Origin of the sequence: Bacillus sp. FSL W8-0770 (genome assembly GCF_038008705.1) — a bacterium.
Classification (GTDB): Bacteria; Bacillota; Bacilli; order Bacillales; family Bacillaceae_G; genus Bacillus_A; species Bacillus_A cereus.
Map to the genome: position 1 here is coordinate 1,766,745 of NZ_JBBOZR010000001.1, position 24,758 is coordinate 1,791,502.

Here is a 24,758-nt window from a genome sequence, read left to right on the forward strand (position 1 = left end):
GTGTGTGTTGTAATATATCCAATTCCATCCATTGAAGGGGGAGGTTAATTCTTAATGAATGAAGTGAAAAATTTCTTTCGAAGTAGAGGGTTTCAACGGTTTCTCGTTTTAATAATATTAACACTTGTATTATATGGATTAAAAAGTATGATCAATTTAATCTTAATTACGTTTATACTGACATTTTTAATGAATCGGTTTCAACGCTTTATTTCAAAGAAGTTGAAAGTGAATAGGAAGGTAGTTATTGCTTGTTTATATATAATATTAGTGACCTTTATTGTCACAACATTGTATAAGTATTTACCGGTACTAACGATACAAATTTCACAATTAATTTATCAATTTAAATTGTTTTTTCAACATCCACCTGATAATGAGATGATTAGATACATACTTTCAGCAATTAATGAAATGGAAGTATCAAAATATATTGAACAAGGTGTGGATGTCATTTATCAATCAATAGCAAACATAGGAAAAGTAAGTTTGCAAATAATATTGTCTCTTATTCTAAGCTTATTTTTCTTATTAGAAAAAGAGCGAATTATTTCATTCACGTCCAAATTTAAAGATAGTAAATTAAAGATTTTTTATGAGGAGATTGCATATTTCGGCGAAAGATTTGCAAGATCGTTTGGAAAGGTGATTGAAGCACAGTTTTTAATTGCGGTTGTAAATGGTGTTCTCACTGTAATCGCACTTGTCATTTTAGGATTTCCGCAGCTTCTTGTATTAACTGTCATGGTCTTTCTACTCGGTTTGATTCCAGTTGCTGGTGTTATTATTTCCTTGTTTCCACTTTGTATAATTGCCTATAACGTCGGTGGGGTTATGTATGTTGTATACATACTAGTATTCATTACAGTAATCCATGCTCTTGAAAGTTATTTTTTAAATCCCAAATTTATGTCTGCAAAAACGAATTTGCCTGTTTTTTATACATTTATGATTCTTATCTTTTCAGAGCATTTCCTCGGAATATGGGGGCTTATTATTGGGATTCCAATCTTTATCTTTTTATTAGATGTACTTGACGTTAATAATGATGAACCGATTAAGAGTAATAAGGGATAGAAATAACCGATGTATCGGTTATTTTTATTCCGAAAAATCCTAATTGGCAAAGGGTAATTATTGGAATGAAGGGGTGGCGAACAATCAAAATAAAAAGGGCTGTCCAAAAAGCTCCTTTAAATGACTAAAACCCACGGAGAAAATAAATTTTCTCCGTGGGTTTTGTTGTTTTGTGGATTTTTCCCCACAAACGAGCGTTTCTCTTTCGCTTGCTTCACCACTTATGCTAATTGTTCAGATGTGACCTTTTTGATCTTTTCTTCTGAATCCGCTAGTAATTGCTGATCAAGCTCAATCGCTTCTTTGATTTGTTGGAACGTGTGCTGGATATTATGTTGGATCTTTTCTTCATAGCTATCTGTTGACTTTTTCCATACGAAAGAATACTTATTGGTATTGGCTTCAATTTTCGTTCCATCCAAAAAGTGGTTCTCCATAGATATGTAGTTTTGTTTCAATAATAGTTGAATTAATTCTGAGAAAAGAGGTTTAATCATGTCTGTCACTCGCTCTGAACGAAAGCGATTAATCGTTCAAAAATCTGGAATTTGTTGCCCTGATAGCCACATCATTGGTAGGTGTTCTCGTAATGATTTGGCTATCTCACGACCAGAATAGACTTTTTGCGTATAAGCGTAGAGAATCGCTTTTGTCATCATTTTTGGATGATACGAACTACGACCACCACCTTGATAATGAGAAAAGAATAAATCATCATTGAATTGTTTAACCATCTCATGGATTACCCTTACTACATGATTTTCTGGTATAAGATCGCTAAGCTGTATGTAATGATTTCAAGAGTGTGTATCAATCCAATAAGTCTGGAATTCGGATAAGAAGCCCTGAACGCTTGCTGTTAAAAGTGGGAGAAGAGCTATCTAAAAATGTTTATTAGTCATTTACAAAAAGTTATTGACACTACCAGGGAAGTATATATCATTTCATTTTCAATAAATCTAACCATCTTTGTACTTTAATAAGAAATTGAATATATTTTCTGGAAAATGTTGACTGGAAATAAAATTTAGAATAATATAAATATATTGATATTTCAGTCTCTTGAATTATTGTGATTAATCTTGAAATTTAAATCTGTATAAGGTATGTCGTTTATTATGGATAAGTCACCTCTAGTAACATTTCTTTAAAAAATAAATATTGTTAAAAATGTTGACTGGAACTAATATTCAGAATATGAATACGAACATTGATAATAACACTCATTAAAAGGAGATATTAAAATGAATTTCGTGAAAATTTAAAACATGATTCCTCTAGTTGCTCTAATTACTTTATTATCTAATTCAGTTTGTCCCTCTTTTTTAAGTGAAAATACAATTTTGAGACATTGCTACTGGTTTAGAAAATATTCCATGTCTAAAAATACAAGATGTGTCACCAACGGGAAGATTGGATCATTTGAAGGAAACTAAGAATGGAAGATATCATGAATTTATATCTGATATTAAACGAAGCTACTTATATATGACTGAATATTCAAGAATAATTATTGGTATCGAGAATTATTTCCTTTACTACCGTTGGAAAAACCGATTTTCAGTATAGATGAATTAGGAATTAAACATTTTGCTCATTTCAAAAATTTCGACTCGATAGTGATGACAATAGATTTTTGTGACGATTGATAAAGGGTAGGGTGTATTTGATGTATCTTATACAAACAAAATGAAGGGTGAGTTATTGAAGGAATGTGTAATCGGAAAAATTTAGGTTGAACATGAATGTTGGTAGTGAAGAGACGCTGCTTGGGAGATAGTTACAAAAGAAGCTATACCAAAAAACGTATTGAAATATCAGTTGTATACATAATTATTATAATATTAAAGAATGTGATGTGTAACGATTAGAGGAGGATTTATGAAACTAGCATATGAATATTTTGTAGATGTTTTTCGAGAAAAAATTAATCGGCAGATTATAGTAGGGGCATTAACTTCACGAATAGGCACATTGTCATTTACAGCAGCACTTTCTTTATATGTTTTACAAATAACAGGAAACCCAGGTGACCTCGGATTAACATTACTAATGGGTACACTTCCTTTTTTTGCTCTAGGGTTATTAACAGGGGTTATTTGCGACCGCTTTGATAAAAAGAAAATAGTAGTTGTATGTGATATAGCCAGAATAATTATTGGCGCCCTATTCTTATTGAGTTTGTTTTTTGTTGAACAAGAAGATCAAATAAGTATTATTTATGTTGTCGTAATACTGTTTTCTGTTTTTGAGGCTTTTTTACAAACAAGCTTTTCAAGTATTCTTCCAGAGATTATAGACAAAGAAAAGCTCGTTGATGTAAATAGTTCATTGAGTGGTTTGGGTGAAGTTGCAAGATTGATTGGCCCTGTCCTAGGAACAGTCCTTTATTCGTTTTTAGGAATTTACACTGTAGTGGGGTTTATTATTGTGTGTTTTTTTATTTCCGTTGTATTTGAAATAGGAATACCTTACAAAATGAAAAAGAGAGATTCCGAAGGAGAGGGATTAGGAAGTATTGTTAAACAAGAACTAAAGGGATTTAGGGATTTGTTCACTGTAGACATTAGGATTACATCTCTTTTTGTGAATGGTTTTACTACACATCTTTTCCTACTCCCATTTATTTTGATTGGTACACCGTTTCTAATAAATACAGTTTTAGGAGGTCATCCAACAGAGTATGGTATGGTAGAAATGTTTGCCTCAATTGGTGGCCTTGTCTCAGTATTATTTATTCCCTATTTTAAAAAATTAGGTGTAGCGAAGAATTTACTTGTTGGAATGGTTGGAATGATTATCGGATCATTGCTATATGTGTTCTTATTAAGTGGTAACTTCTTATTGATTTTGGAAAACCATTTCCTACTTAGAATTACGTTTTTTTCGGCCTGTATGTTTGTAATCTACTTGTGTTTTGGTTATTACGGTGTCTATTTTAGTAGTTTCTTACAGCAAAACATTAGCTCAAGTAATATGAGTAAGGGAATGTCGGCTGTAATGATGTTTAATAGTTTAGGTAGAATGATTGGATTTTCCTTATTTGGATACCTTTTTAATAATTCTATAGAGATAGCAGTTTTAGCACTAATTGGCGGAATGTTATTGAAGGTAATAATTCACATTCCTTTCTTAATCGTAGATAAAGCAAAAATGCAAGAAGCCGCTACCGTAAAATTAAAGGCATGATGTTCATGTCTCTTTGAAAGGAGAGTTTTTAAATGAATTACATTAGAGATTTTATTAATGATTTAGAAAATAAAGGGGTATATCTATCTACTTCTGCCGGGAAACTAAAAACTTACTCGAAATCCTATCAACTATCGGAAGATGAACGATTTTTTATTAAGAAGAATAAGCTCAAAATAATTGCTTCAATTTTTAAAGGGCATCAAAAAGTTGAAGTTCCGGAAACTAACAATTTCGAAAATCCGCTTTCTTTTCAGCAAGAAAGACTTTGGTTGACTAATAAAATTTCTAGTGTAGGACAGGAGTACAATTCCGTTGCTATTTTCCACTTTCGAGGTACTCTTGACATAAAGTCATTTCAAGAGAGTTTTAAAAAGGTTTTATTTCGTCATGAAGTTCTAAGAACTATTTATAAAGAAGACTCTAACGGAATTAATCAGATGGTACTTGATAATCCAGTCTGTAATATTTCTGTGCGACATTTTGAAGGCGATGACATTGAAGGGTTTGTTAGAAGTGAAGCACGAAAAGAAGGTGCTTGGAATTTTGACTTGGCATCGGAAATTCCAGTACGTGCTAGTTTAATTAAAGGAGTTAAGGAAGAGTGCTATTTTATATTAAATGTGCACCACATTGTATGGGATGGCTGGTCAATTGGTGTCTTTATGTCAGATCTAGGTGAATATTATAATGCAAAAGTTGAGAGCCGGGAGATTAATCTTGACCCTTTAGTGTTTCAATATAAAGAATATTCGCAATGGCAAAGAAATCATGTTTCAAATGATGTACTAGAATCCCTCTTAAATTACTGGGGAGAATATCTGGAAGGTATCCCTACAAATCATAATCTCCCGTTTGATTATGATGACTTTCATAACGATTCAAAAGAATGTGATTCAATATCATATAGAATCCCTTCCGAAAAAGTTAATAAGTTTAAAGAACTTTGTTATAGATATGGAACGACACCATTTGTAGGCTTACATGCAGTTTTAGCAGTTCTATGGCATAAGTTATCTAGTGATAACGATATTGTGATTGGTAGCCCGGTCGCTAATAGAGAGCAAGAAGAAATCGCTAATTTAGTTGGTTTTTTTGTAAATATGATTGCTGTTAGGTCCTCAATTGATGTACATGCAACGCTTGAAGAGTTACTTGAACTCACAAAGAAAAATGTCAGTTCTTGCTTAGAATATCAGCAAGCACCTTTTGAGAAAATTGTAGAAAAGCTGGCACCTGAAAGAAAGAAAGATGTTAATCCTTTATTTCAGACAGTGCTTGCATATCAAAATAACTTAGGACCTGATCCAAAGCTTAAAGGTATTGAGAGTATGTTGATATATGAGGGACAGCCTTTTGGACGTTTTGATATTGAAATTCATGTTTTTGAAGGTGCAGATTTTAATATTGAATGGATTTACTCCGTTAATTATTTTGATCGTTCAACAATGGAGTTATGGCTAGGATACTTTGAAACAATTTTGGATAATTTCCTGATAAATATGAATATGAAAATATATGATTTACAACTTACGTCTGAGAATTTAGTGATTGATGATTGGGTTGAAGGGGAATTGTCTGATTTTTCTGTCTGTGATATTTGTTCATATATTGATAATTTCGCTACAAATAAAAATAATATAGCGGTTGAGAAAGGGGAAGAAAAACTAAGTTACAATACTCTTGCTAGAGAATCTAGCGTACTTGCTGAACGGCTGAGGGGACTTATACCTGAAGGTGAAGCGACAATTGCTATTAACTACCCAACGTCAAGTGATGCAGTAATTGCAATGATTGCAGTATTAAAAGCTGGTTTCAGTTATACATTTATAGATGGAGACATTCCGAAGCCTCGTTTACAACATATGCTTCATACGGCAAATGTTAAATGGTTATTGACGCCAAAAATTATTGAAAGACTTCAAGATTCAGGTGTTAAACAAGTTTCTTTAGTTGAATTGTTTTCATCACCTAAATCAGTCGTAGCTTTACCTAAACCAGACCCTGAGTCAATTGCGTATGTTATGTTTACATCTGGAACAACGGGACTTCCAAAAGGCGTAAAAGTAAGTAGAAAAAATATTTCACACTATGTGTCCGCATTTTTAAAAAAATATTCACTTAACAATGGGATGAGATTCTCATGGCATTCTAATATGCTTACCGATTTTGTAAATACTACTCTTTATTTATCGCTTTGCACAGGTGGAACTCTGGTTCTCCCTGAAGGTGACCACGTTAAGCTAGATAAAATTTCTTTCTCGTCTTTTATTTTAAACAAACAGATTGATTTCTTAAAGATTACACCTAGTCATTTTAAGGCGCTCATTCAAGATTATTCAGTAGCCTCGTTATTACCTAAAAGTTTACTTGTATTTGGTGGAGAAAAATTAGAAAAGGATTTACTGACACAGGTTCAGAGAAGTTGTAAGTCGAATGGGGTTAGACTGATCAATCATTATGGGCCTACAGAGGTTACTATAGGTTGTTTGTCCATGGACATAACGGACCACAACCCAAAGTTACCAGTACCTATTGGAACACCTTTTGTAGGAAACAAATATTTTATACTTGACAGTAAGAGTAATATTGTTCCACCAGGTGTTTTTGGTGAACTTTATGTTTCAGGCAACCAAGTATCAAGTGGTTATCTAAATGGAGATTCTAAGGATTCCAAAAGGTTTAGAACTATTATAGTTTTAGGTAAGGAATATAGAGCCTATAATACCGGAGACTTAGTTCGATGGACGAATAAAGGTTATTTTGAATATAAGGGAAGAAAGGACAACCAGATTAAAGTAAGAGGTTTTCGAGTTGAATTGAGTGAAATTGAAGCACATTCAAATACATTACCATTTATTTCGGATTCTAAGGCATTGATCAACACGATGTCTCCTACGCAAGAGTTGATTCTCTTCTATACAAAAGCAAAAAATACATATGACGTTGAAAAGCAGGATGATGGTCAGGAATTTGTACAGCTATGGAAAGATTTTTATAACTATAATTATGGAGAGAAAGCCGAACTTTCCACATTTAATACAAGTGGATGGTTAAGTTCATACGATGGTAATCAAATTCCACAAACTGAAATGAAATCGTGGTTAGACGATATCATTGAGATTATTATGTCTAGTAAACCTTCTTCAATCCTAGAAATTGGTTGTGGTTTTGGTATTTTTGCCTTTGCTTTAAATAAACTTTGTGATAGGTATATTGGTATTGATTTCTCGGAAAACATTATCGAACATAATAACAATATTAAAGAGCATTTTGGTTTAAAGAATTTGAAGTTTTTATGTGAAGAAGCGGATGGAATATCAAAGCATATTGATTTATTTGAAACAGAAAACGTTGATACCGTTGTGATTAATTCTGTTATTCAGTATTTCCCTTCTTTTGAGTACTTAGAGAATGTCATTTGTAATATTTCGAAAGTTAATACTGTTAAAGAAATTATTATTGGTGATGTTAGGAATTACGACCTTTTAGAAGCATTTCATATCTCTGTTGAATTGCATCATTTATATCAGAAAAAAGACCAATTAAGTGAGGAAGATTTATTTTTATTGACCGAAAGAGTAAAAATTAAAGTTAAAGAGGAAAACGAACTTTTACTTTCACCACAAGCATTTTATGCTCTAAAGAACAAATTCCCAGGGATAGAGAACATTGAAATTATTCCAAGGAAGAGTTCGCATTCAAATGAGCTAGTAAGGTTTAGATATGATGTTAAGATTTCACTGAATACTGATAAAGATTGTTTTATGGATTGTTCTGAGAGTGATGATGTAATGAATACATTGACTTACGAAGACTATAAAGCGGAGTTCGGGTTACTAACTAATTTAAATAAGTTTGAACACTTTTTATCCTCGTTTCCAAAAGCGACAGTAATACAAAAAATTCCGCACTTAAAAGAATCGTGGATATATGAAAAACTTAAAAATCATCAGTTTGCTCAAGCGCTAACCTTTATAGAGAGTGAAAATGTAATTGAAACTACAGATATTTATATGCTGGATTCTTTTGCTAAGGAAAAAGGGTTCAACTTAATTGTTCAACCCGATTTGGAAGACAATAAATTTATTGAGTTAATAATTTACAAAGGGGATCGAAACGAAAATCTAGTAGATAGATACCTTAGATATCAGAGTAGAAGAAGTTATAAAGGGAAGATGGTAAAGGAATTTGCTAGTAATCCTATTCTCGAAAGAGCGGATAGTGCTTTTTCAGATACTAGTATTATTCAAAAGCACTTGAATTCGGTTTTACCTGAACATATGATACCAACAAAACATATTCAGGTTGAAAATTTTCCCTTAAACAGCACTGGAAAGCTTGATACAAAAAAACTTCTTACATTGTCTATGAGTCATGATTCGTTAGATATCGATTTACCGGAAGGACCTACAGAAGCAACCTTGTCTAGGCTTTTTTCCAAGGTTATTGGGAAAGAGATTCAATTTGGTCGTCACGTTAGTTTCTTTGAAATGGGTGGAAATTCATTAATGGCAACTAGACTTTCTTATTTAATCCAAAAAGAATTCTTTGCCGATATAAATGTTGGTGACATTTTTGATACACCATCCATTCAAGAGCTAGCTAAAGTAATAGATGAACGTTCGGAGAATATCAGCTACCCAATCACCGAGAATATTGTAAAACGTACAGTAACAACGCCGGTTCTTGCTTCTTGGTCACAGGAGAGACTATGGATATTGGAACAACTAATGGTTGAATCAAGTCCATATAACATAGGTCATTTATTTCGGATAGAAGGTGACTTTGAATTAGAAACTTTTAAACAATCTCTTTTGTATTTAATAAAGCGCCATGAAATTCTTAGAACAACATTCTCCTTGAATAATACAAAAGTATATCAAGATATAAAAGAAGAAATTGAGCTAACTATTGATGAGATATCAATTAGAAAAGATCATGAAGACAAAAACTTAAAGGAATTAGTTTATGAACATTATAGCCGTCCTTTTGATTTAAGCCAAAATTGTTTTAGAGTTACTGTCATTCATATTAAGGACACAAGTACTTTTTACTTATTATTTGCATTTCACCATATTATCTTTGATGGTTCATCAGAGTGTATATTTTTTAACGAGCTATCGCAGATCTACAGCAAATTTAATAATAATTTGGATGTCAATTTAGAACCACTTCCGATTCAATTTGCAGATTATGCAAATTGGGATCGTTCAAAAGAGGTTCAACAAGGACTAGATGCTTCTAAAGAATACTGGGATAAGCAGTTGAGAAACTTACCTGAACTTCATGGATTATCACTTGATTTTCCAAGACCACAGTTTCTAAGTTATCAAGGTGGGTATATTACGAAATCTATTAGTAAATCTAAAATTGATGATTTCAAGAAAATTTGTAATGAACATCGGATTTCCTTGTTTATGGGGCTCCATGCGATATTCGTTCAGTTAGTTGCAAAAGAAAGTGGATGTAATGATGTGTGTGTAGGTACACCCACAGCTGGTAGGTACACACCGCAGTTGGATAACCTTATTGGCTTTTTTGTAAACACACTTGTACTCCGTACTAAGCTTGACGAAGGATTTACATTCGATGACTTGTTTAGATGTATCAAAGAAACTGATATAGACGCTTTCTCAAATCAAGCAGTGTCTTTCGATTATCTTGTAAATAAGTATGCTCCAAACAGGAATTTGAGTTATTCTCCGTTATTTCAGCTTATGTTTATACTACAGAATACGGATGAATCAGAGTTCACACTTGAAGGGAATAATGTTGAATCGATGCCATTATGGTATGATTCAGCAAAGTTTGATCTCACGTTAAATTCCAAAGAAATCGATGGGGAATTGCATATGGTTTGGGAATACGCTACCGACCTTTTTGAACCTGGGACAATTGAGAATCTAGCAGAGTCCTTTGAAATTCTACTGGATGAGTGTATAAAAGACACCTCTCAAAATATTTTTGAAGTACCTTTGGACAAAGGGGAAATCGGAAACAAAGAGAAGGAGGACGAAATGACGAAAAGTACCGATCTAATTAATGAATTCCCACTAATTAGCAGAGTGGAAGAGAATATTAAAAATATTTCAAAGAATAATGCCTTATCGTATGAGGGAAATCAAGTTACATTTGGTGAACTTGATCAATTAGCATCAAAACTTGCTTTTGCTATGTTACAAAAAGGTGTTCAAGAAGGCTCTTTGGTTGCGATTAGTTTTGATCTATCAATAAAGCAACTTGTAAGTGTATTAGCAACATTGAAGTTAGGGGCTTCATTTGTACCACTTGACTCGGAATACTTGAAGATGCGTTCTCAAGAAACGTTCGAGGGGACAAAGATCGATCTAATTGTTGGGGATATTCTGGAAGTTGACTTAACGTCAACTTTGCAGATAACAGATGAGGAGTTAGATAAGATTCTCACCGGACGAGGACCAAGTATTACAGGTTATGTTCCAAGCATGGATAATACTGCCTATGTCATTTTCACTTCTGGTACGACTGGGAAACCAAAAGGAGTTCAAATTACTCAGAGTTCATTACTTAATTATTTGAATTGGTGTAAAGAAATGTACACACAAAATGATTTTGATATGGCAATAATGCATAGTCCATTGTCTTTTGATGCAACGATAACCTCATCATTATTTCCTTTATTTATAGGAAAACCGGTAACTATTATTTCTGGAGAAGACATCCTTGGAAGCCTTGAAGAGCTCATTAGGACAAGTAATATGAACTTGCTTTTAAAAATCACACCAGCACATTTAGATGCATTACATGTCCTAGGGTGTACAGAAAAAGTTAGGGATATGAAACATACATTCGTAATTGGTGGTGATGCACTGACTAGCAGAACCCTAGCACCATGGATGCAAGCATTTCCTAACTCTGTATTCTTTAATGAATATGGACCAACTGAAGCAACTGTAGGATGTTGTGTAAGGCAAGTATGTGTTGACGATCTTAAGGAAAGAAATATTTCCATAGGTACACCAATTAACAATACAGAGTTATTTATAATGGACAATGATAGATTGCTAACGGGTGAAGCAACAGGTGAACTTTGCATTGCCGGAGAAGGCCTGAGTAAAGGTTACATTAATTCTGTTGAAGAAACGAATAAAAAATTTGTAGAAATAGGTTCTGAAAAAAAACGAATCTATAAAACAGGTGATAAAGTAACTAGGAATTCAAAGGGCTTCACATATATTGGACGTATGGTTGATGAGTTCAAAATAAATGGTTATCGGATAAATACCGGTGAAATTGAGGAAGCCTTGATATCAGAAGGACAAGTAGAGAGTGCTTTAGTGCTGATTGATAAAAAGCAATCAAAGTTAATAGGGTTTGTTACAGGAGATGAAACATTGAAGTTAAAGGAAACGCAAGATGTTTTGATTAGTAAGCTTTCACAAAAATTTCCTAAGTATATGATACCTAATGGTATATTTTGGACGGAGTCGTTTCCTCTCACTTCTAATGGAAAAGTGGATAAACAAGAATTGCTATCTAAAAGGCATATATTCAATCCAATAAAATCGGGAAAAGATGAGAGCACACTTAATCCTGTGGAAGCCATAGTATACAGAATATGGCGTGAGGTTTTAGAAATCAATAATATACCTAATGATACCGATACTTTTTTCTCTTTGGGTGGCTCCTCAATGCTCGCAACCCAAGTTGTTGGAAACCTTGCATCTCAATATAAAATCAAAGTCAAGATTCGTGATGTTTTTATTTATAGTAGTTTTAGACAGTTTGTTGATTTTCTTGATAACAACTTTAAGACGGAAATTTTACTATTAAGTGTATATGAAGAAGTTCATGAAGGGACAGGAGAGGAGGTAACGATATGAACGTAACAGCCTTGCTTGAAAAATTAAAAGCTGCTGGAGTATTTTTGTCAATCCAGCAAGGTCAACTGAAGGTAAGAAGTAAGAACAAAATACCTAGTGATATCCTCGATGAAGTCAGAGCTAATAAAAATAGTCTATTGAGTTTATTGCAGTATGATTCAGAGGATACAAAACTTTCGGAAGTGCATAATGATGAGGAGGGGACCGGATTGATTTCGGTCACCTCCGCTCAAAAAAGAATGTGCCTATTGGATAGTTTTAGTCATAACCAAAATCAATATAATTTAGGATCAATATATAAGTTACATGGAGAAATTGAGATTGATGTGCTAAAGCAGGCATTTGAATTACTTGTCGAACGGCATGAGGCTCTTAGGACAAGCTTTGTTAAGCAAGATGATCAGTTCTATCAAAGAATTAACGATACGATCAATTTAAACTTTGAATATGTTTATAAAGATTCTATGCAAGAAGTAGACCAGTATCTATTAGAATCATATAAAGCTGAATTTGATATTTCTCATGATTCATTATTAAGAGTTCGTCTTGTAAAACATACATCAACTGCCTCATTCCTACTTATATCACTGCATCATATTGTATTTGACGGTTGGTCTGAAAATGTCCTTATGAAGGAACTAATTGAAGCGTATAATGGACTGAAAAAAAATTATGAATTCACCTTCTCAAGATCTGCTCCTCAATATTCGAAATACTCAAAATTAGAGTTTGCATCCATTCAAAGTGGAGCATTTGAAGAGCACAAAGACTATTGGTTAAATCAGCTTCAAGGTATACCGTTTTATCATAATCTCCCCGAAGATTATAGCCGAAAACCAATCCCAACATATAAAGGTGGAGTTATTGAGTCAGCGATTGAATATCACTTATTAAATGATCTCGAGACATTCTGTAGAAGTCGTGGGGCAACATTATTGCAAGGTGTTTATGCAGTATTCTCAGCACTATTGATGAGATTCAGTGACGAAGATGATGTAGTTATTGGAGTTCCGTCTATGAATCGTGAAAACGCTGATTTCTTAGATTGTATTGGATTATTCGTAAATACTTTAGTATTAAGAGCCAATGTAGATGAGAAAACAACCTTTGAAGATTTATTTGTTCAGTGTCGTCAAAATTTCATGGAGGCAATAGAGCATCAAATATATCCGTTTGAAATGTTAGTAGAAGTATTAAATCCACCCCGTGATCTATCACGTAACCCTATTTTTCAGGTTATGCTATCGGTTCAGAATGAAACAGATTTTAAATACGGATTTGATGGCGTTACTTTTGAGAGATATTCATTTGAACACAATACATCTAAATTTGATTTAGCGTTGAATTGTCATATTAGTAAATCAGGAATGAAGCTTTTTTGGGAATACAGTGAAGATATTTTTTCAAGAGATTTCATCGAACAACTTGCAAAGACCTTTCAAATAGTTTTGCGGACACTCATTGAGTTACCGGAAACTAATGTACTTGAATTTTCGTTTCCCAATCAAGTGACCCAATCAATAACAGAAAAGGTTTTACCAATTGACTTTTTAAACGAATTTCGAAAGAGCGTGTACATGAATCCAGGAAAATCGGCACTTGAAATGGATGGTTTAAAAATATCCTACGCTGAACTAGATACAAAATCAGAAGAACTTGCAATCGCCTTGAAGGAAAATGGGGTAGTGGAAGGATCAGTTGTAGCGTTGTTACTAGACAAGGGGCAAAATTTATTCACTTTATTGTTAGCTTTATTAAAATTAAAAGCTTGTTTTGTAACTCTTGACCCTAGTTATCCGAAGAATAGATTGAATCATATGATTGAAGACTCATGTGCATCATTTTTAATTATGGATTCGGATGGAACCTTATTAGAAAAATCGCAAGGATTAACACAACTAAAGATATTACAAAATGGAAAACTGAGTTGTAGAAATAAAGGAAGCCGTTTGGGTGAAAAGCTTGATGGTGTCTCATATATTATGTATACATCAGGTTCCACTGGTAATCCAAAAGGTGTAAAGATTACTAGAGAAGCATTATCATTTTATGCGGGTGAAATTGCGGCTGCATATAAATTGGATAGACCTACTAGTATACTTAGTTTTTCCAATATCTCTTTTGATATTTTCATTGAAGAGATGATTTCTTGGCTGATTAGTGGTTCTACAATGATAATATTGCCTGAGCATCTAAAATCTGAACCTGAGCTCGTTGTTAATTTTCTGAACAAACAGAAAGTAAGTTTTGTTACATTACCTACAACATATTGGCATTTTATTGTCACTGAAATTCCGAAAGAATTATTAAGGACACTGACTTCTCTTGAAACCGTTGTAATTGGTGGAGAAGATTATAGGTTAGATATTCTTAGGAAGTGGCAAATGAATACTCCGGAAGGGATTAGGTTACTAAATACTTATGGGCCAACAGAAAATTGCCCTGTCTCAACTTATAAAGATATTAGTAATCTTGAGGTACAGTCCAATATTGGGAAACCGTTCGTTAATATCGATATAGAAATAGTGAATAAATATGGTGGACAAGTTCCCTCTGGTGCTGTAGGGGAGTTAGTTTTAAATGGTCCTCAATTATTCAGTGGCTATCAAGGGTCTAAATTAAAATCACACAAATATCTTACAGGTGATTTGGTTCGTCAAACGGCAGATGGGGACCTACAGTTCATTGGAAGGAAAGATAGTCAAGTTAAAATAAGTGGATTTCGTGTGGAACCTAAAGAGTATGAGAATGTTTTAAGGAAAATTTCAGGTGTTGAAAATTATTGTTTACTTTCCAAAAAGGATTTCAGTAACTCTATGCAAGAAATTCATCATAGTATTTATGACTTTTTCATTTTTATTGTTCCAGGGAATGAGGAGGAAATAGATCTAATTAATGATGAAATTAAAAGATTATTTTTATTGGAATTACCCCCTTTCATGAGGCGAGTATCTGTGAAGTTTATTCATAAGATTCCATTAAACAATAATGGGAAAATTGATAAATATAATCTTTTAAATTGCGAGATCTATAGAAATAAAAATGAAAAGATTTTAAAAAATGACAGTGTTGCTAATGCTGTTTATGAAGCGTGGAAGGAAACTCTTGGGCATGAAAGTTTCGATAACGATACAAATTTCTTTGATGCTGGAGGATCTTCTTTAGCAGTTCTTAAACTTTCAAAAAAGCTTGAGATGAAAGTTGGAAGGAAATTAACCGTAATTGATCTTTACAGATTTACAACAGTTAATGAAATCGTATCTTTTTTAAAAAACGATACAGTCGATGCTAAGACGAGTGAAGAACGTAAAAAAAGAATTCGAAAGAATATCATGGGAGATATTAAACGTAAAACATCAAGTGTTTTACGATAATCTCTTGATGAATTGGGAGGATACTTATGTCGATTAGAAAGGAATCTGATATTGCTATAATAGGAATGTCATTAAGATTACCACATAATATTTCGTCGCCAGATGGACTTTGGGAAAGTTTGATTAATAAAAAAGACTTTTTTGTAAGAGGGCAGAATGAGGGAGATTATTTAAAGGTATACTCAAAACTTGAAAATGTGGATCAATTTGCTGCTCCTTATTTTGGAATTCCTAGGGTGGAGGCTGAATTAATGGATCCACAACAAAGGATTCTACTTGAGCTTGCGAAGGAATGTTTTGATAATGCAGGAGTCAACATAGATTCAGGAAATAGAGTAGGTGTATTTACATCATCTTCTATTTCTAGTTATTTAATAGAGATTCTAACTAGCAATCATTCTCTCTTTGAACAGTCAAGTAACCAAATTATAAATGGAAATCATCCAGATAATATTCCAACGCGAATTTCATATAAGTTAGGTTTACATGGTCCCTCTATGCATATTGGTTCTGGATGCTCTTCATCACTTTCGGCGGTTGTGCAAGGTGTTCAGTCATTGTTGAGTTTTCAAAGTGACTTAGTCCTTGTTGGTGCAGCAAGCGTCCGACCTCCTCAGGAACGAGGTTACTTATATAAAGAGGGTGGAATAAATAGTCGCGATGGATTCTGTAGACCATACTCCAATGATGCATCAGGAACGATACCCGGTGAAGGTGCGGGTATGGTTCTATTAAAACGACTGGATGAAGCAATTGAAGATGGTGATCATATTTATTCAGTTATTTCTGCTAGTGCAATGAACAATGATGGTAACAGAAAGGCAGGTTTTTCCACACCTAGTATTGATGGACAGATGGAAGTTCTGCAAGATGCCTATGAGACATTTGAAATTGATCCTAATAGAATCCAGTTCATAGAGGGGCATGGCACAGGAACTCTAGTTGGAGATCCGATTGAGTTAGTTGCATTATCCGAAACACTCGGTAAATATGAGCAGAGAACTAATCAACCAGTATACATTGGTTCAATAAAATCAAATATTGGGCATACTGATAGTGCAGCGGGGATTTTTGGGTTGATCAAGGCAGCTTTATCAACATACTGGGGTATTGTACCGCCTACAATTAATTTTGCATCTGAAAATGAAAGGTTTAATTGGAAGAATTCTCGTTTACGTGTAAATACGAACCCAGAGTCATGGAATTCTAATATGTGGTATGCAGGTGTAACTTCTTTAGGTGTTGGCGGAACAAATGTCCATGTTGTTCTGAGAAGACCATTTGAAATACTAGATAAAAAAAATAAGGTTACTACAGGAAACGACACATTGAATGTGATTCCTGTAAGCTCCAAGGAACCCGAAAAGGTTACCTCTCAAATGGAGGACTTATTGAAAAGAATTGAAGCTACTGGATATTCGCAGAATAAAATAAATGAACTTGCTATAACATATAGAACATCAGTTAAACATGATTTTCATCGAGGATGCTTGATTGTTTCAAGTGAACCAAAAAAAGGGATTATTAAGAATTTTTCTGAGTTAAGAGGCAGGAAGCCAGTTTTTGTTTTTTCAGGTCAAGGGAAAATACCTAATATTACTGATTTATATAATACAAATTCTTTTTACAATAATGAAGTAGAAAGATTGCTTGCTAAACTCGAGGAGATTGATAGTAATATTGCCATTCATGTGCGTAAGGAAATGTTTGGAGAAGGAAATGACATAAAGCATACTCAGATAGACCAGTTAGCTATTTTTATCTCTGAATTGGCATACGGAAACCTTCTCCTTTCTTTAGGCATCAAACCACAAGCAATTATTGGACATAGTTTAGGTGAAATAGTTGGAGCTACTGTATCTCAAGTTTTTAATGAAGAAGATGCAATTAAATTGGTATTTTTACGTGGGAAAGTTATGCATGAATTAGCTCCAACCGGTAAGATGGTAGCTATTAGAGCGGATTCTTCAACAATTGCAGACTTAGCTCAAAAGTATGAAGTAGCAATTGCTACCTTGAATTCACCTATTGATATAGTGATGAGTGGAAAAGATAAAAATGTAGACGATTTAATAATTCATCTGAAACAAAAAGGAATACAGTGTACACAACTCAGTACCAATCGTGCATTCCATTCGCCTGATATGGAAAAGGCAGCGATGGAATTTGAAAAAAGTATTTCGGATATTTCATTTCACAAACCATGCTTCCCATTATATTCATGTGTATATGGTGAATTACACAGCGACGCAACCTCCATTGGACAAAATTATTGGAGAAGGCATGTCATGGAGCCAGTTTTATTCTACGAGTGTATTAAAGGGGTGATTAATAATCAACCTATTACATTAATCGAATTAGGGTGTCCTATTATAACATCAACCGTTACTAACAAACATGAAGAAATCAAAACTGGACTAGTACGAGGAAGTTTAAATGGGAATTTCACTCAACAGTCCTTTGTGACTATTGTCAGTTCTTTATGGTCTATGAACGAAGTAGAATGGAGTGAAATATATCAAGATCCAGAGCTCGGTAAATTAGATGGTCTTTGTTTTGAAAGGCTTGATAAAGAATCTTACTGGCATCAAGTTGACTCTATACCTGTTGCTAAAAGAGATAGCAAAATTGCCAAGGAGGAGCAACGAACATCCAAGTTAGAGCTGAATGCCTGCAAAGACGTCATTAGTTCAATCTTTAGTAAATATATAGTTGATCACAGTGAGTTAGAAAATGGTAAATTCTTCGAACTAGGTGGGGATTCATTGCATCTAATATCATTGATTGCTGACTTAAACAAAGAGCTTGGTAACTTTATTACTATTAGGGATTTTTTAAAGAATCCGACTATCAACGGGGTACTTTCATGTCTTGAGAAAGATGGAACCATATCTCCATTTGAAACTACAAATGATGTTATTGAGCATATTTTTAAAGATATTGATAGTGTAGGGGAAAAATGGCCGTACGTATCAAATTATAATATCGAGGAATTCAGAAATTTTAAAACCGTATTTTTAACTGGCTCAACTGGTTTTCTAGGTGCACATTTATTGAAGTCTTTGATTGATAAAGGAATGTATGTATATTGCTTGGTTCGAGACGGTAACCAAGAAAGAATAGTTGATGTATTGAAGCACTATTCTTTGTGGGAAGATGGTCTAAGTAGATATTTTGAAGTCATAACAGGGGATTTATCTAGAGAAAATTTTGGTTTATCGAACCATGAGTTTGACCAACTTTCTAGTAAAGTTGACATGGTTATACATTCAGGCGCTAGCGTAAATCACGCTTACCCTTTAGAACAACTTGTTGACATTAATACCTATTCAATTAAGACTCTCATTAATTTAGCTTTTCGGCATAAACTGTCCTCGTTGAATTTTATCTCTACAATTGATGTGTACGAGTTAGGGAATCATACATTCGAGGGGAAATTAGTTAGCCTTCCTTCTCCAGAAAACGGATATGGTGTTTCAAAGAGCCTTGCTGAACATTATTTGTATCCACTAATGGAAAAGGGGTATCCAATAAATATTCTTCGTCCAGGGAATATTGGAGGAAGTACTGAATCGTATATAAACAACAAAAAAGATGCTCTGTGGAACTGGATTAAAGCTGTTATCCTAACAAATAAATGTCCAAAAAGTTTTGTAGAGAGTCCAGTACCGCTTTATTATATAACACCAGTTGATAAGTTAGTGAAGACTATGCTGAACATTGCATTGGAATCTGCTAATGGACAGGTGATAGCTAATTTAGTGCCAGACACATCGTTTACATCTAAAGAATTGTTAAAGGCATTGGAATATGCTGGTTATACTAATTTAACTCCCGTCGATGATGAAGCTTGGTTTGTAGAAGCAAATAAATATAGGGAACAAGGTATTTGGGTTGTTGATAATATGGAACTGAATAGTGATACTGGAAGTAGTAGTAAAGAATCTGAATTTCTAAGATTGCCAAATGATCAACATAAGCTTTTGCTTGAAGAAGACTCACATTTACCATGTTGTGATGAAGTTATGTTTTCAAAATATATTAAAACATTTGATGCCAGGGGTTATTTTAATTTGCAAATTTAGCAACTATAGATGGGATTCAAACTGCAAAAGAGGGTTATATCAATAACCCTCTTTTTGAGAAAAATTAAATGAAATCGATTTTACTTGGAGGGAATATGAAAAATTTAAATTTTTTCACAAAATTATCAGAGGCCAATCCGGAAAGTGTAGCAATAGAGCATAATGGAATACAGTATACCTATCAAGATATCCATAGTAAAGTTGACTTATTAGCAATGGGGTTAAGAAAGAATGGTGTTAATAACGGTAGTTTGATAGGAGTATACATGGATCGTTCTGTTTACACTATTATTTCAATTTTATCTATCTGGAAAGCTGGTGGAGTTTATGTCCCATTGAATAAATTACTTCCAGAAAAGCATAACAGAAATATAATAGACAGTTCTAAAATTGAATTCATCTTAGTCAATGAAGAAGCCCCAACTCAATGGAGGAATGGTTCAGTTTCGATTATTGATATTAATGCTGAAAGGAACAAAGAGTATAAGAATGAACGGATATCACCCATGAATCAAATAAGTGGGAAGTCTGTTGGGAAACAACCTGCCTATATTATTCATACATCTGGGACAACTGGAAAACCAAAAGGGATAATGGTCTCTCATGAAAATGTAAGTAATTATCTAGCATGGTGTGATGAATACTTTCAACCAGAAGAATTAAGCAGGTGTCTCTTTTCTGGTGCAGTGTCGTTTGACATATCATTGATGGAAATGATTGCAACATTATATCATCATGGTACGTTAGTTGTAGTGGAGTCTGTTCTAGACGTTATAAATTCTAAAAAACTATTACCTACAGCCATGTTTGTAACTCCAAGTGGATTTGGAGAATTATTGGTACAGAATCGAGTCCCTTCCAGTTTACAGACACTTATCTTAGGGGGAGAGGTCTTACCAAAGAACATGGTCGAAAAGATTTTAGATAGAGATATTCGCCTTATTAATGCTTATGGTCCATCCGAGACAACAATTTTGGCAACCTCTCATTTAGTTACTAGAGACTCATTGAATGGGAAGAGTGTCCCAGTAGGCAAACCAATCCCAAATACAGATATAAGAATCCTTAACAAAAACAATGAAATTTGCCAGAACGAAGAGATTGGTGAAATTGTTATATACGGAAAAAATGTATCTCTAGGATACTTAGAAACTGAAAATACAAAAAAATCATTCGGTTTTGACAAGGAAACTGGGCAACCATTTTATATGAGTGGAGATTTAGGTTTTTATAATAATAAAGGACTTATTGAGATATATGGCAGAAAGGATACACAAGTTAAATTAAGAGGGTTTAGGATTGATTTAACTGGGTTGGAAGCTGTTATGGAGAATCAATCTGTGGTTCAAAAATGTTGTTTTCTAGTAGAACAAAACGGTAGTAGGGATGTTTTACATGCATTTATTCAAACTAAAAATAACATTTTAATAGATAAAGAAGAGATTTTAAAAACATATAAGGATGAGATGCCAGGATATTGTATACCTAATCAGCTTCATATAGTTGAGTCGTTTCCATTGAACCATAATGGGAAGTTGGACACCGATTATTTGCTTTCAAAAGTGCAACTAATGTCTCGTGATGAAAAGCTGGATGAGAAGTTAGATGAGAATAACCTCAAGGACTTTATTGTTTTATTTCTAAGAAAGCAGCTAAATAACTCGTCCGTAAATGCAGATGACAATTTCTATCAGGTAGGATGTAATTCTCTTCTAGGGATGAGATTATCAATAGAAATCCAAAAAAAATTCGGTTGTATTATTCCATTAGTTGATTTATTTTCCCTAAAAACACCGAAGAAAGTTGCTACTGAGTATCATAATAATCGATGGGATAAAACGATAAAAAAAATAGATGTTGAAATTAAAAATGAAAAAAAACAGCGTTGTTCTTCTGCTCAGAAACGTCTTCTATATATGAACCAAAAGCTGAATTCGAATGATTCTCACTTTAATGAATACTATGTATTTGAAATTAAAGGTTCAATTATAGCAGAAAAGCTAGAAGAGGCATTGCATCTAGTTATAGAAAGACATTCCCCCTTAAATACCAAATATTCAATTATTAACGGGGAGTTTTGGCAAAGTAAGATAGAAGATGATGTTAGAATTAATGTAGAAGAGATCTCAGATCCAAAAATGCTGGATACACGTATTATGTCTGAAATTAATAAAGGTTTTGATTTACTAAATGAGAGATCTATTCGATGTACTTTGTTTAAGCAACAAGGTAAATTTACATGCGTTATTACAATACATCATATTGCTTTTGATGGTATTTCAGAAGGGATTTTTTTCTCCGAGCTCAATGAGGTATATCGAAGTCTCTTACTTAATGAATCTCCTTCATTTGAACCAGTTTCAAATTCTTATTACAGTTATTGTACTGACGAGGAGAGTTGGTTAAAAACACCTGAATATGAGTCTAGTCTTGCATATTGGAAAGAAACTTTGAATAAAGCACCTCATGTTCATTCAATCCCTTTGGATCATAGACGTGAAAAGACTCCAAAATATTGTGGGTCAAGACATATTACTAAGCTATCAACAGAGTCTATCTCAAGGCTCAAATGGGTCTGCCAAGAAAATAATACAACCCTATTTTCTGGATTTTACGCTATTTTATGTTTAGCTATTGAAAAGTATAGCTTTGAGAAAGAAATTTGTATTGGCACGCCAGTAGCAAATAGAAATACAGCAGAGTATAGTAACTTGATAGGCTTTTTTGTTAATACAGTACCTCTATTCGTAGATCTAAATCAAGCTGAAACCTTTCAAGAAGTTCTTGAAAAATGTTCAAACGTAATTCTAGGATCTCTTAAGCATCAACGAACTCCGTTAACGGATATCATAGGTGTACTTGATATTGATAGGGATACTTCTTATTCTCCTCTTCTTCAAACGTTATTTGTTTATGAAGAAGAACAAGATGAATTGCTTAATATTACTGGATGTACAATTGAAAAGAAGGATTATTATAATAATAGAACACAATTTGACTTGACGTTTTTAGTTAGACAAAAAAATGATGTATTTGAATTAGTTATTGAATATGACAATAACCTCTTTGAAGAATCATCTATAGTTGCGCTAAGCTCATTATATACCTTAATGTTAAATTATTTTTCCTTATCACCAAAGGCACTTGCATTCGATGCGCCACTTCTAAACGCAGCAAAACTGCCTGAATTAACAACGAGTAAACAAGATAGATTGCCGTTTCCCTCAGTTACAGCATGGTTTGAAGAAATTACTAAAAGGCAACCAAATGCAATTGCTCTAAGTAAAGATAATCTTGATTTGACGTATATTGAACTTAATGAAAGGGCCAATAAACTTTCCTGTTACCTTTCTAACATTGGTGTGAAGCCAGGAATGATAGTATGTGTTTTATTTGGTAGATCGGTCGACGCAATTGTTTCTATACTTGCAGTAATGAAAGCAGGTGCAGCATATTTACCAATTGAAAATAATGTTCCAAAGAAGAGGTTAGAATATATTATTGACTCAACTAAATTGGGATTTATAATAACTGATACCCATCTTGAAACAGTAGATGGAAAGTTTAAAACAATAAACCTTAACGATAGATCTATTGAAGAAAAGATTAATCAATGTACAAGTGAAAATCCTTCTAAAGTACATCAAACAGATTTGGCATATGTACTTTTTACATCAGGGACTACAGGACTACCAAAAGGCGCAAGAATATCACACCAGGCATTATTATCACATGTCCAATCAGCACATAATCAATACAACATGAATTCTTCAACTGTAACGTTACAATATTCATCTCTTAATTTTGACGTGGCGACGAGTGATATAATTTGCAGTTTAACATGTGGTGGAAGACTTCATTTGATTGATAAGGATACTTTATATTCGTCTAAAAGGATCAGTGATGAAATAGAGAGAGAAGGTATTACACATATAAACATTGCTCCACCTTCATTGTCAACAATTGAGATAAGAAAAAGCTATTCACTTCAGACGATTAATATTGGTGGTGAAGTTTGCCCAGAAGACCTTTTACAAAAATGGAAAGGTATATGCGAATTTTATATTTCTTACGGGCCGACGGAGTGTGCTGTATGTTCTAGTTCTATTTCGGTTCAGAACCGAAAAGAAAAGAATTCTATCGGTAAGCCAATTGGAGAGAATATTTATTTAGTTTGTGATTCGTATGGAAATATTGTTCCAAATGGTGTGCCAGGATATTTGTACATTGCAGGTCCTCAAGTTATGAGCGGTTATGTGAATAGTAACAATAATGGGATTTTCCATTTAACATTTGGTGAAAATTCAATTAAAGTCTATAACTCAAATGATATAGTTAGAAAAATGCCAAGTGGTGAATATCAATTTTTGGGTAGGCAAGACGATTTGGTAAAAATTAATGGTCATCGAATATCTTTATCCGAAATATCCAATGCAGCGGGTAAAAAAGATTACATTCGAAATGCGACTGTAATGCTTCATAATCTTGTAAACTCGTCTTCTGCTATTGTACTTTTTGTGCAGATGGAGCCTAATGCATTGGAAGAAAAAGAGCTAATAAATATCCTTAAAAGTGACCTTGCTGAAGAATTACCTATGTATATGATTCCATCAAGGATTATATCAATTAGTGAAGTTCCAATTACGGATAATGGGAAAACTGATTTTAAAAAGCTTAGAAGTATTATAAATAACGGCGAGCATATTGAACCTATGCCAAAAGAATCCTTTACGGAGGTAGAATCTGGAGTTTTAGATCTATGGATCGAGTTGTTAGGTGAAGGTATTCATAAAGAGATTGATCGCAGCTTCTTTTCTGTTGGAGGAAACTCGTTGTTATATATAAAACTCTTAAACAATATTCGAAAGAAGTACGGTGTAGATTTTACTCTTGAAGAGATTAGTCGCATACAGACAGTGAGAGAAATCGCCCAAGAAATTGAACGCCTAATCACTAAGAAAAAGACAGTGCCTACAGATTTCAAGATTGAAGAAAATGCTTATGTTGAAGAATGGTAATTTAGTTGGAAGACGATTTCTAATTCCCTCGAAAATGAATTGAGGAAATTTTTATCTAAAAGGGAATTATATAGTGGTAGTAGTGTGGTTAGTTAAATCGATGAATGAAAGGTAGTAAGTTCGTGCACAAACAGTAGGATATAAACCGGT

General features: G+C 33.6%; 8 protein-coding genes. 6 read left to right on the forward strand and 2 right to left on the reverse strand.

Annotation, left to right across the window (positions count from 1 at the left end; all coding sequences use genetic code 11):
* Window positions 1-54: 54 nt before the first annotated feature.
* Entirely contained in the window at window positions 55-1,077 is a 1,023-nt protein-coding gene (locus NST27_RS09255) for an AI-2E family transporter (protein WP_047385948.1), read from the forward strand.
* 221 nt (window positions 1,078-1,298) lie between these two features.
* On the opposite strand, the gene NST27_RS09260 is transcribed toward NST27_RS09255, so the two are convergent.
* On the reverse strand, window positions 1,299-1,574 hold the full coding sequence (locus NST27_RS09260; RefSeq protein WP_142292666.1) for a transposase: 276 nt from the start codon (window positions 1,572-1,574) through the stop codon (window positions 1,299-1,301).
* Window positions 1,575-1,610: 36 nt separating this feature from the next.
* Entirely contained in the window at window positions 1,611-1,811 is a 201-nt protein-coding gene (locus NST27_RS09265; protein ID WP_000240603.1) for a transposase, read from the reverse strand.
* Window positions 1,812-2,958: 1,147 nt separating this feature from the next.
* On the opposite strand from NST27_RS09265, the gene NST27_RS09270 reads away from it, so the two are divergent.
* The 5 genes from NST27_RS09270 to NST27_RS09290 all read left to right on the forward strand — a co-directional run bounded on the left by NST27_RS09270 (window position 2,959) and on the right by NST27_RS09290 (window position 24,608).
* Complete coding sequence (locus NST27_RS09270; RefSeq protein ID WP_000762243.1) at window positions 2,959-4,266, forward strand: MFS transporter; 1,308 nt, start codon at window positions 2,959-2,961, stop codon at window positions 4,264-4,266.
* A gap of 32 nt (window positions 4,267-4,298) precedes the next feature.
* Entirely contained in the window at window positions 4,299-12,131 is a 7,833-nt protein-coding gene (locus tag NST27_RS09275) for a non-ribosomal peptide synthetase (protein ID WP_001987073.1), read from the forward strand.
* Window positions 12,128-15,505 carry a non-ribosomal peptide synthetase gene (locus NST27_RS09280; protein ID WP_033689525.1) on the forward strand — a complete coding sequence of 1,126 codons (3,378 nt, stop codon included), beginning with the start codon at window positions 12,128-12,130 and terminating at the stop codon, window positions 15,503-15,505. The genes NST27_RS09275 and NST27_RS09280 overlap by 4 nt, the downstream gene beginning before the upstream one ends.
* A 26-nt stretch (window positions 15,506-15,531) precedes the next feature.
* A complete protein-coding gene (locus NST27_RS09285; RefSeq protein ID WP_001987113.1) occupies window positions 15,532-19,590 on the forward strand; it encodes a type I polyketide synthase in 4,059 nt (1,352 codons plus the stop codon).
* A 95-nt stretch (window positions 19,591-19,685) separates the two neighbouring features.
* Window positions 19,686-24,608, forward strand: coding sequence for a non-ribosomal peptide synthetase (locus tag NST27_RS09290; RefSeq protein ID WP_047385951.1), 4,923 nt, complete (start codon window positions 19,686-19,688; stop codon window positions 24,606-24,608).
* Window positions 24,609-24,758 lie beyond the last annotated feature (150 nt).

Coding starts and splice junctions, on each gene's coding strand:
- NST27_RS09255 (WP_047385948.1), top strand. CDS start 55: ATGAATGAAGTGAAAAATTTCTTTCGAAGTAGAGGGTTTCAACGGTTT.
- NST27_RS09260 (WP_142292666.1), bottom strand. CDS start 1,574: ATGATTAAACCTCTTTTCTCAGAATTAATTCAACTATTATTGAAACAA.
- NST27_RS09265 (WP_000240603.1), bottom strand. CDS start 1,811: ATGGTTAAACAATTCAATGATGATTTATTCTTTTCTCATTATCAAGGT.
- NST27_RS09270 (WP_000762243.1), top strand. CDS start 2,959: ATGAAACTAGCATATGAATATTTTGTAGATGTTTTTCGAGAAAAAATT.
- NST27_RS09275 (WP_001987073.1), top strand. CDS start 4,299: ATGAATTACATTAGAGATTTTATTAATGATTTAGAAAATAAAGGGGTA.
- NST27_RS09280 (WP_033689525.1), top strand. CDS start 12,128: ATGAACGTAACAGCCTTGCTTGAAAAATTAAAAGCTGCTGGAGTATTT.
- NST27_RS09285 (WP_001987113.1), top strand. CDS start 15,532: ATGTCGATTAGAAAGGAATCTGATATTGCTATAATAGGAATGTCATTA.
- NST27_RS09290 (WP_047385951.1), top strand. CDS start 19,686: ATGAAAAATTTAAATTTTTTCACAAAATTATCAGAGGCCAATCCGGAA.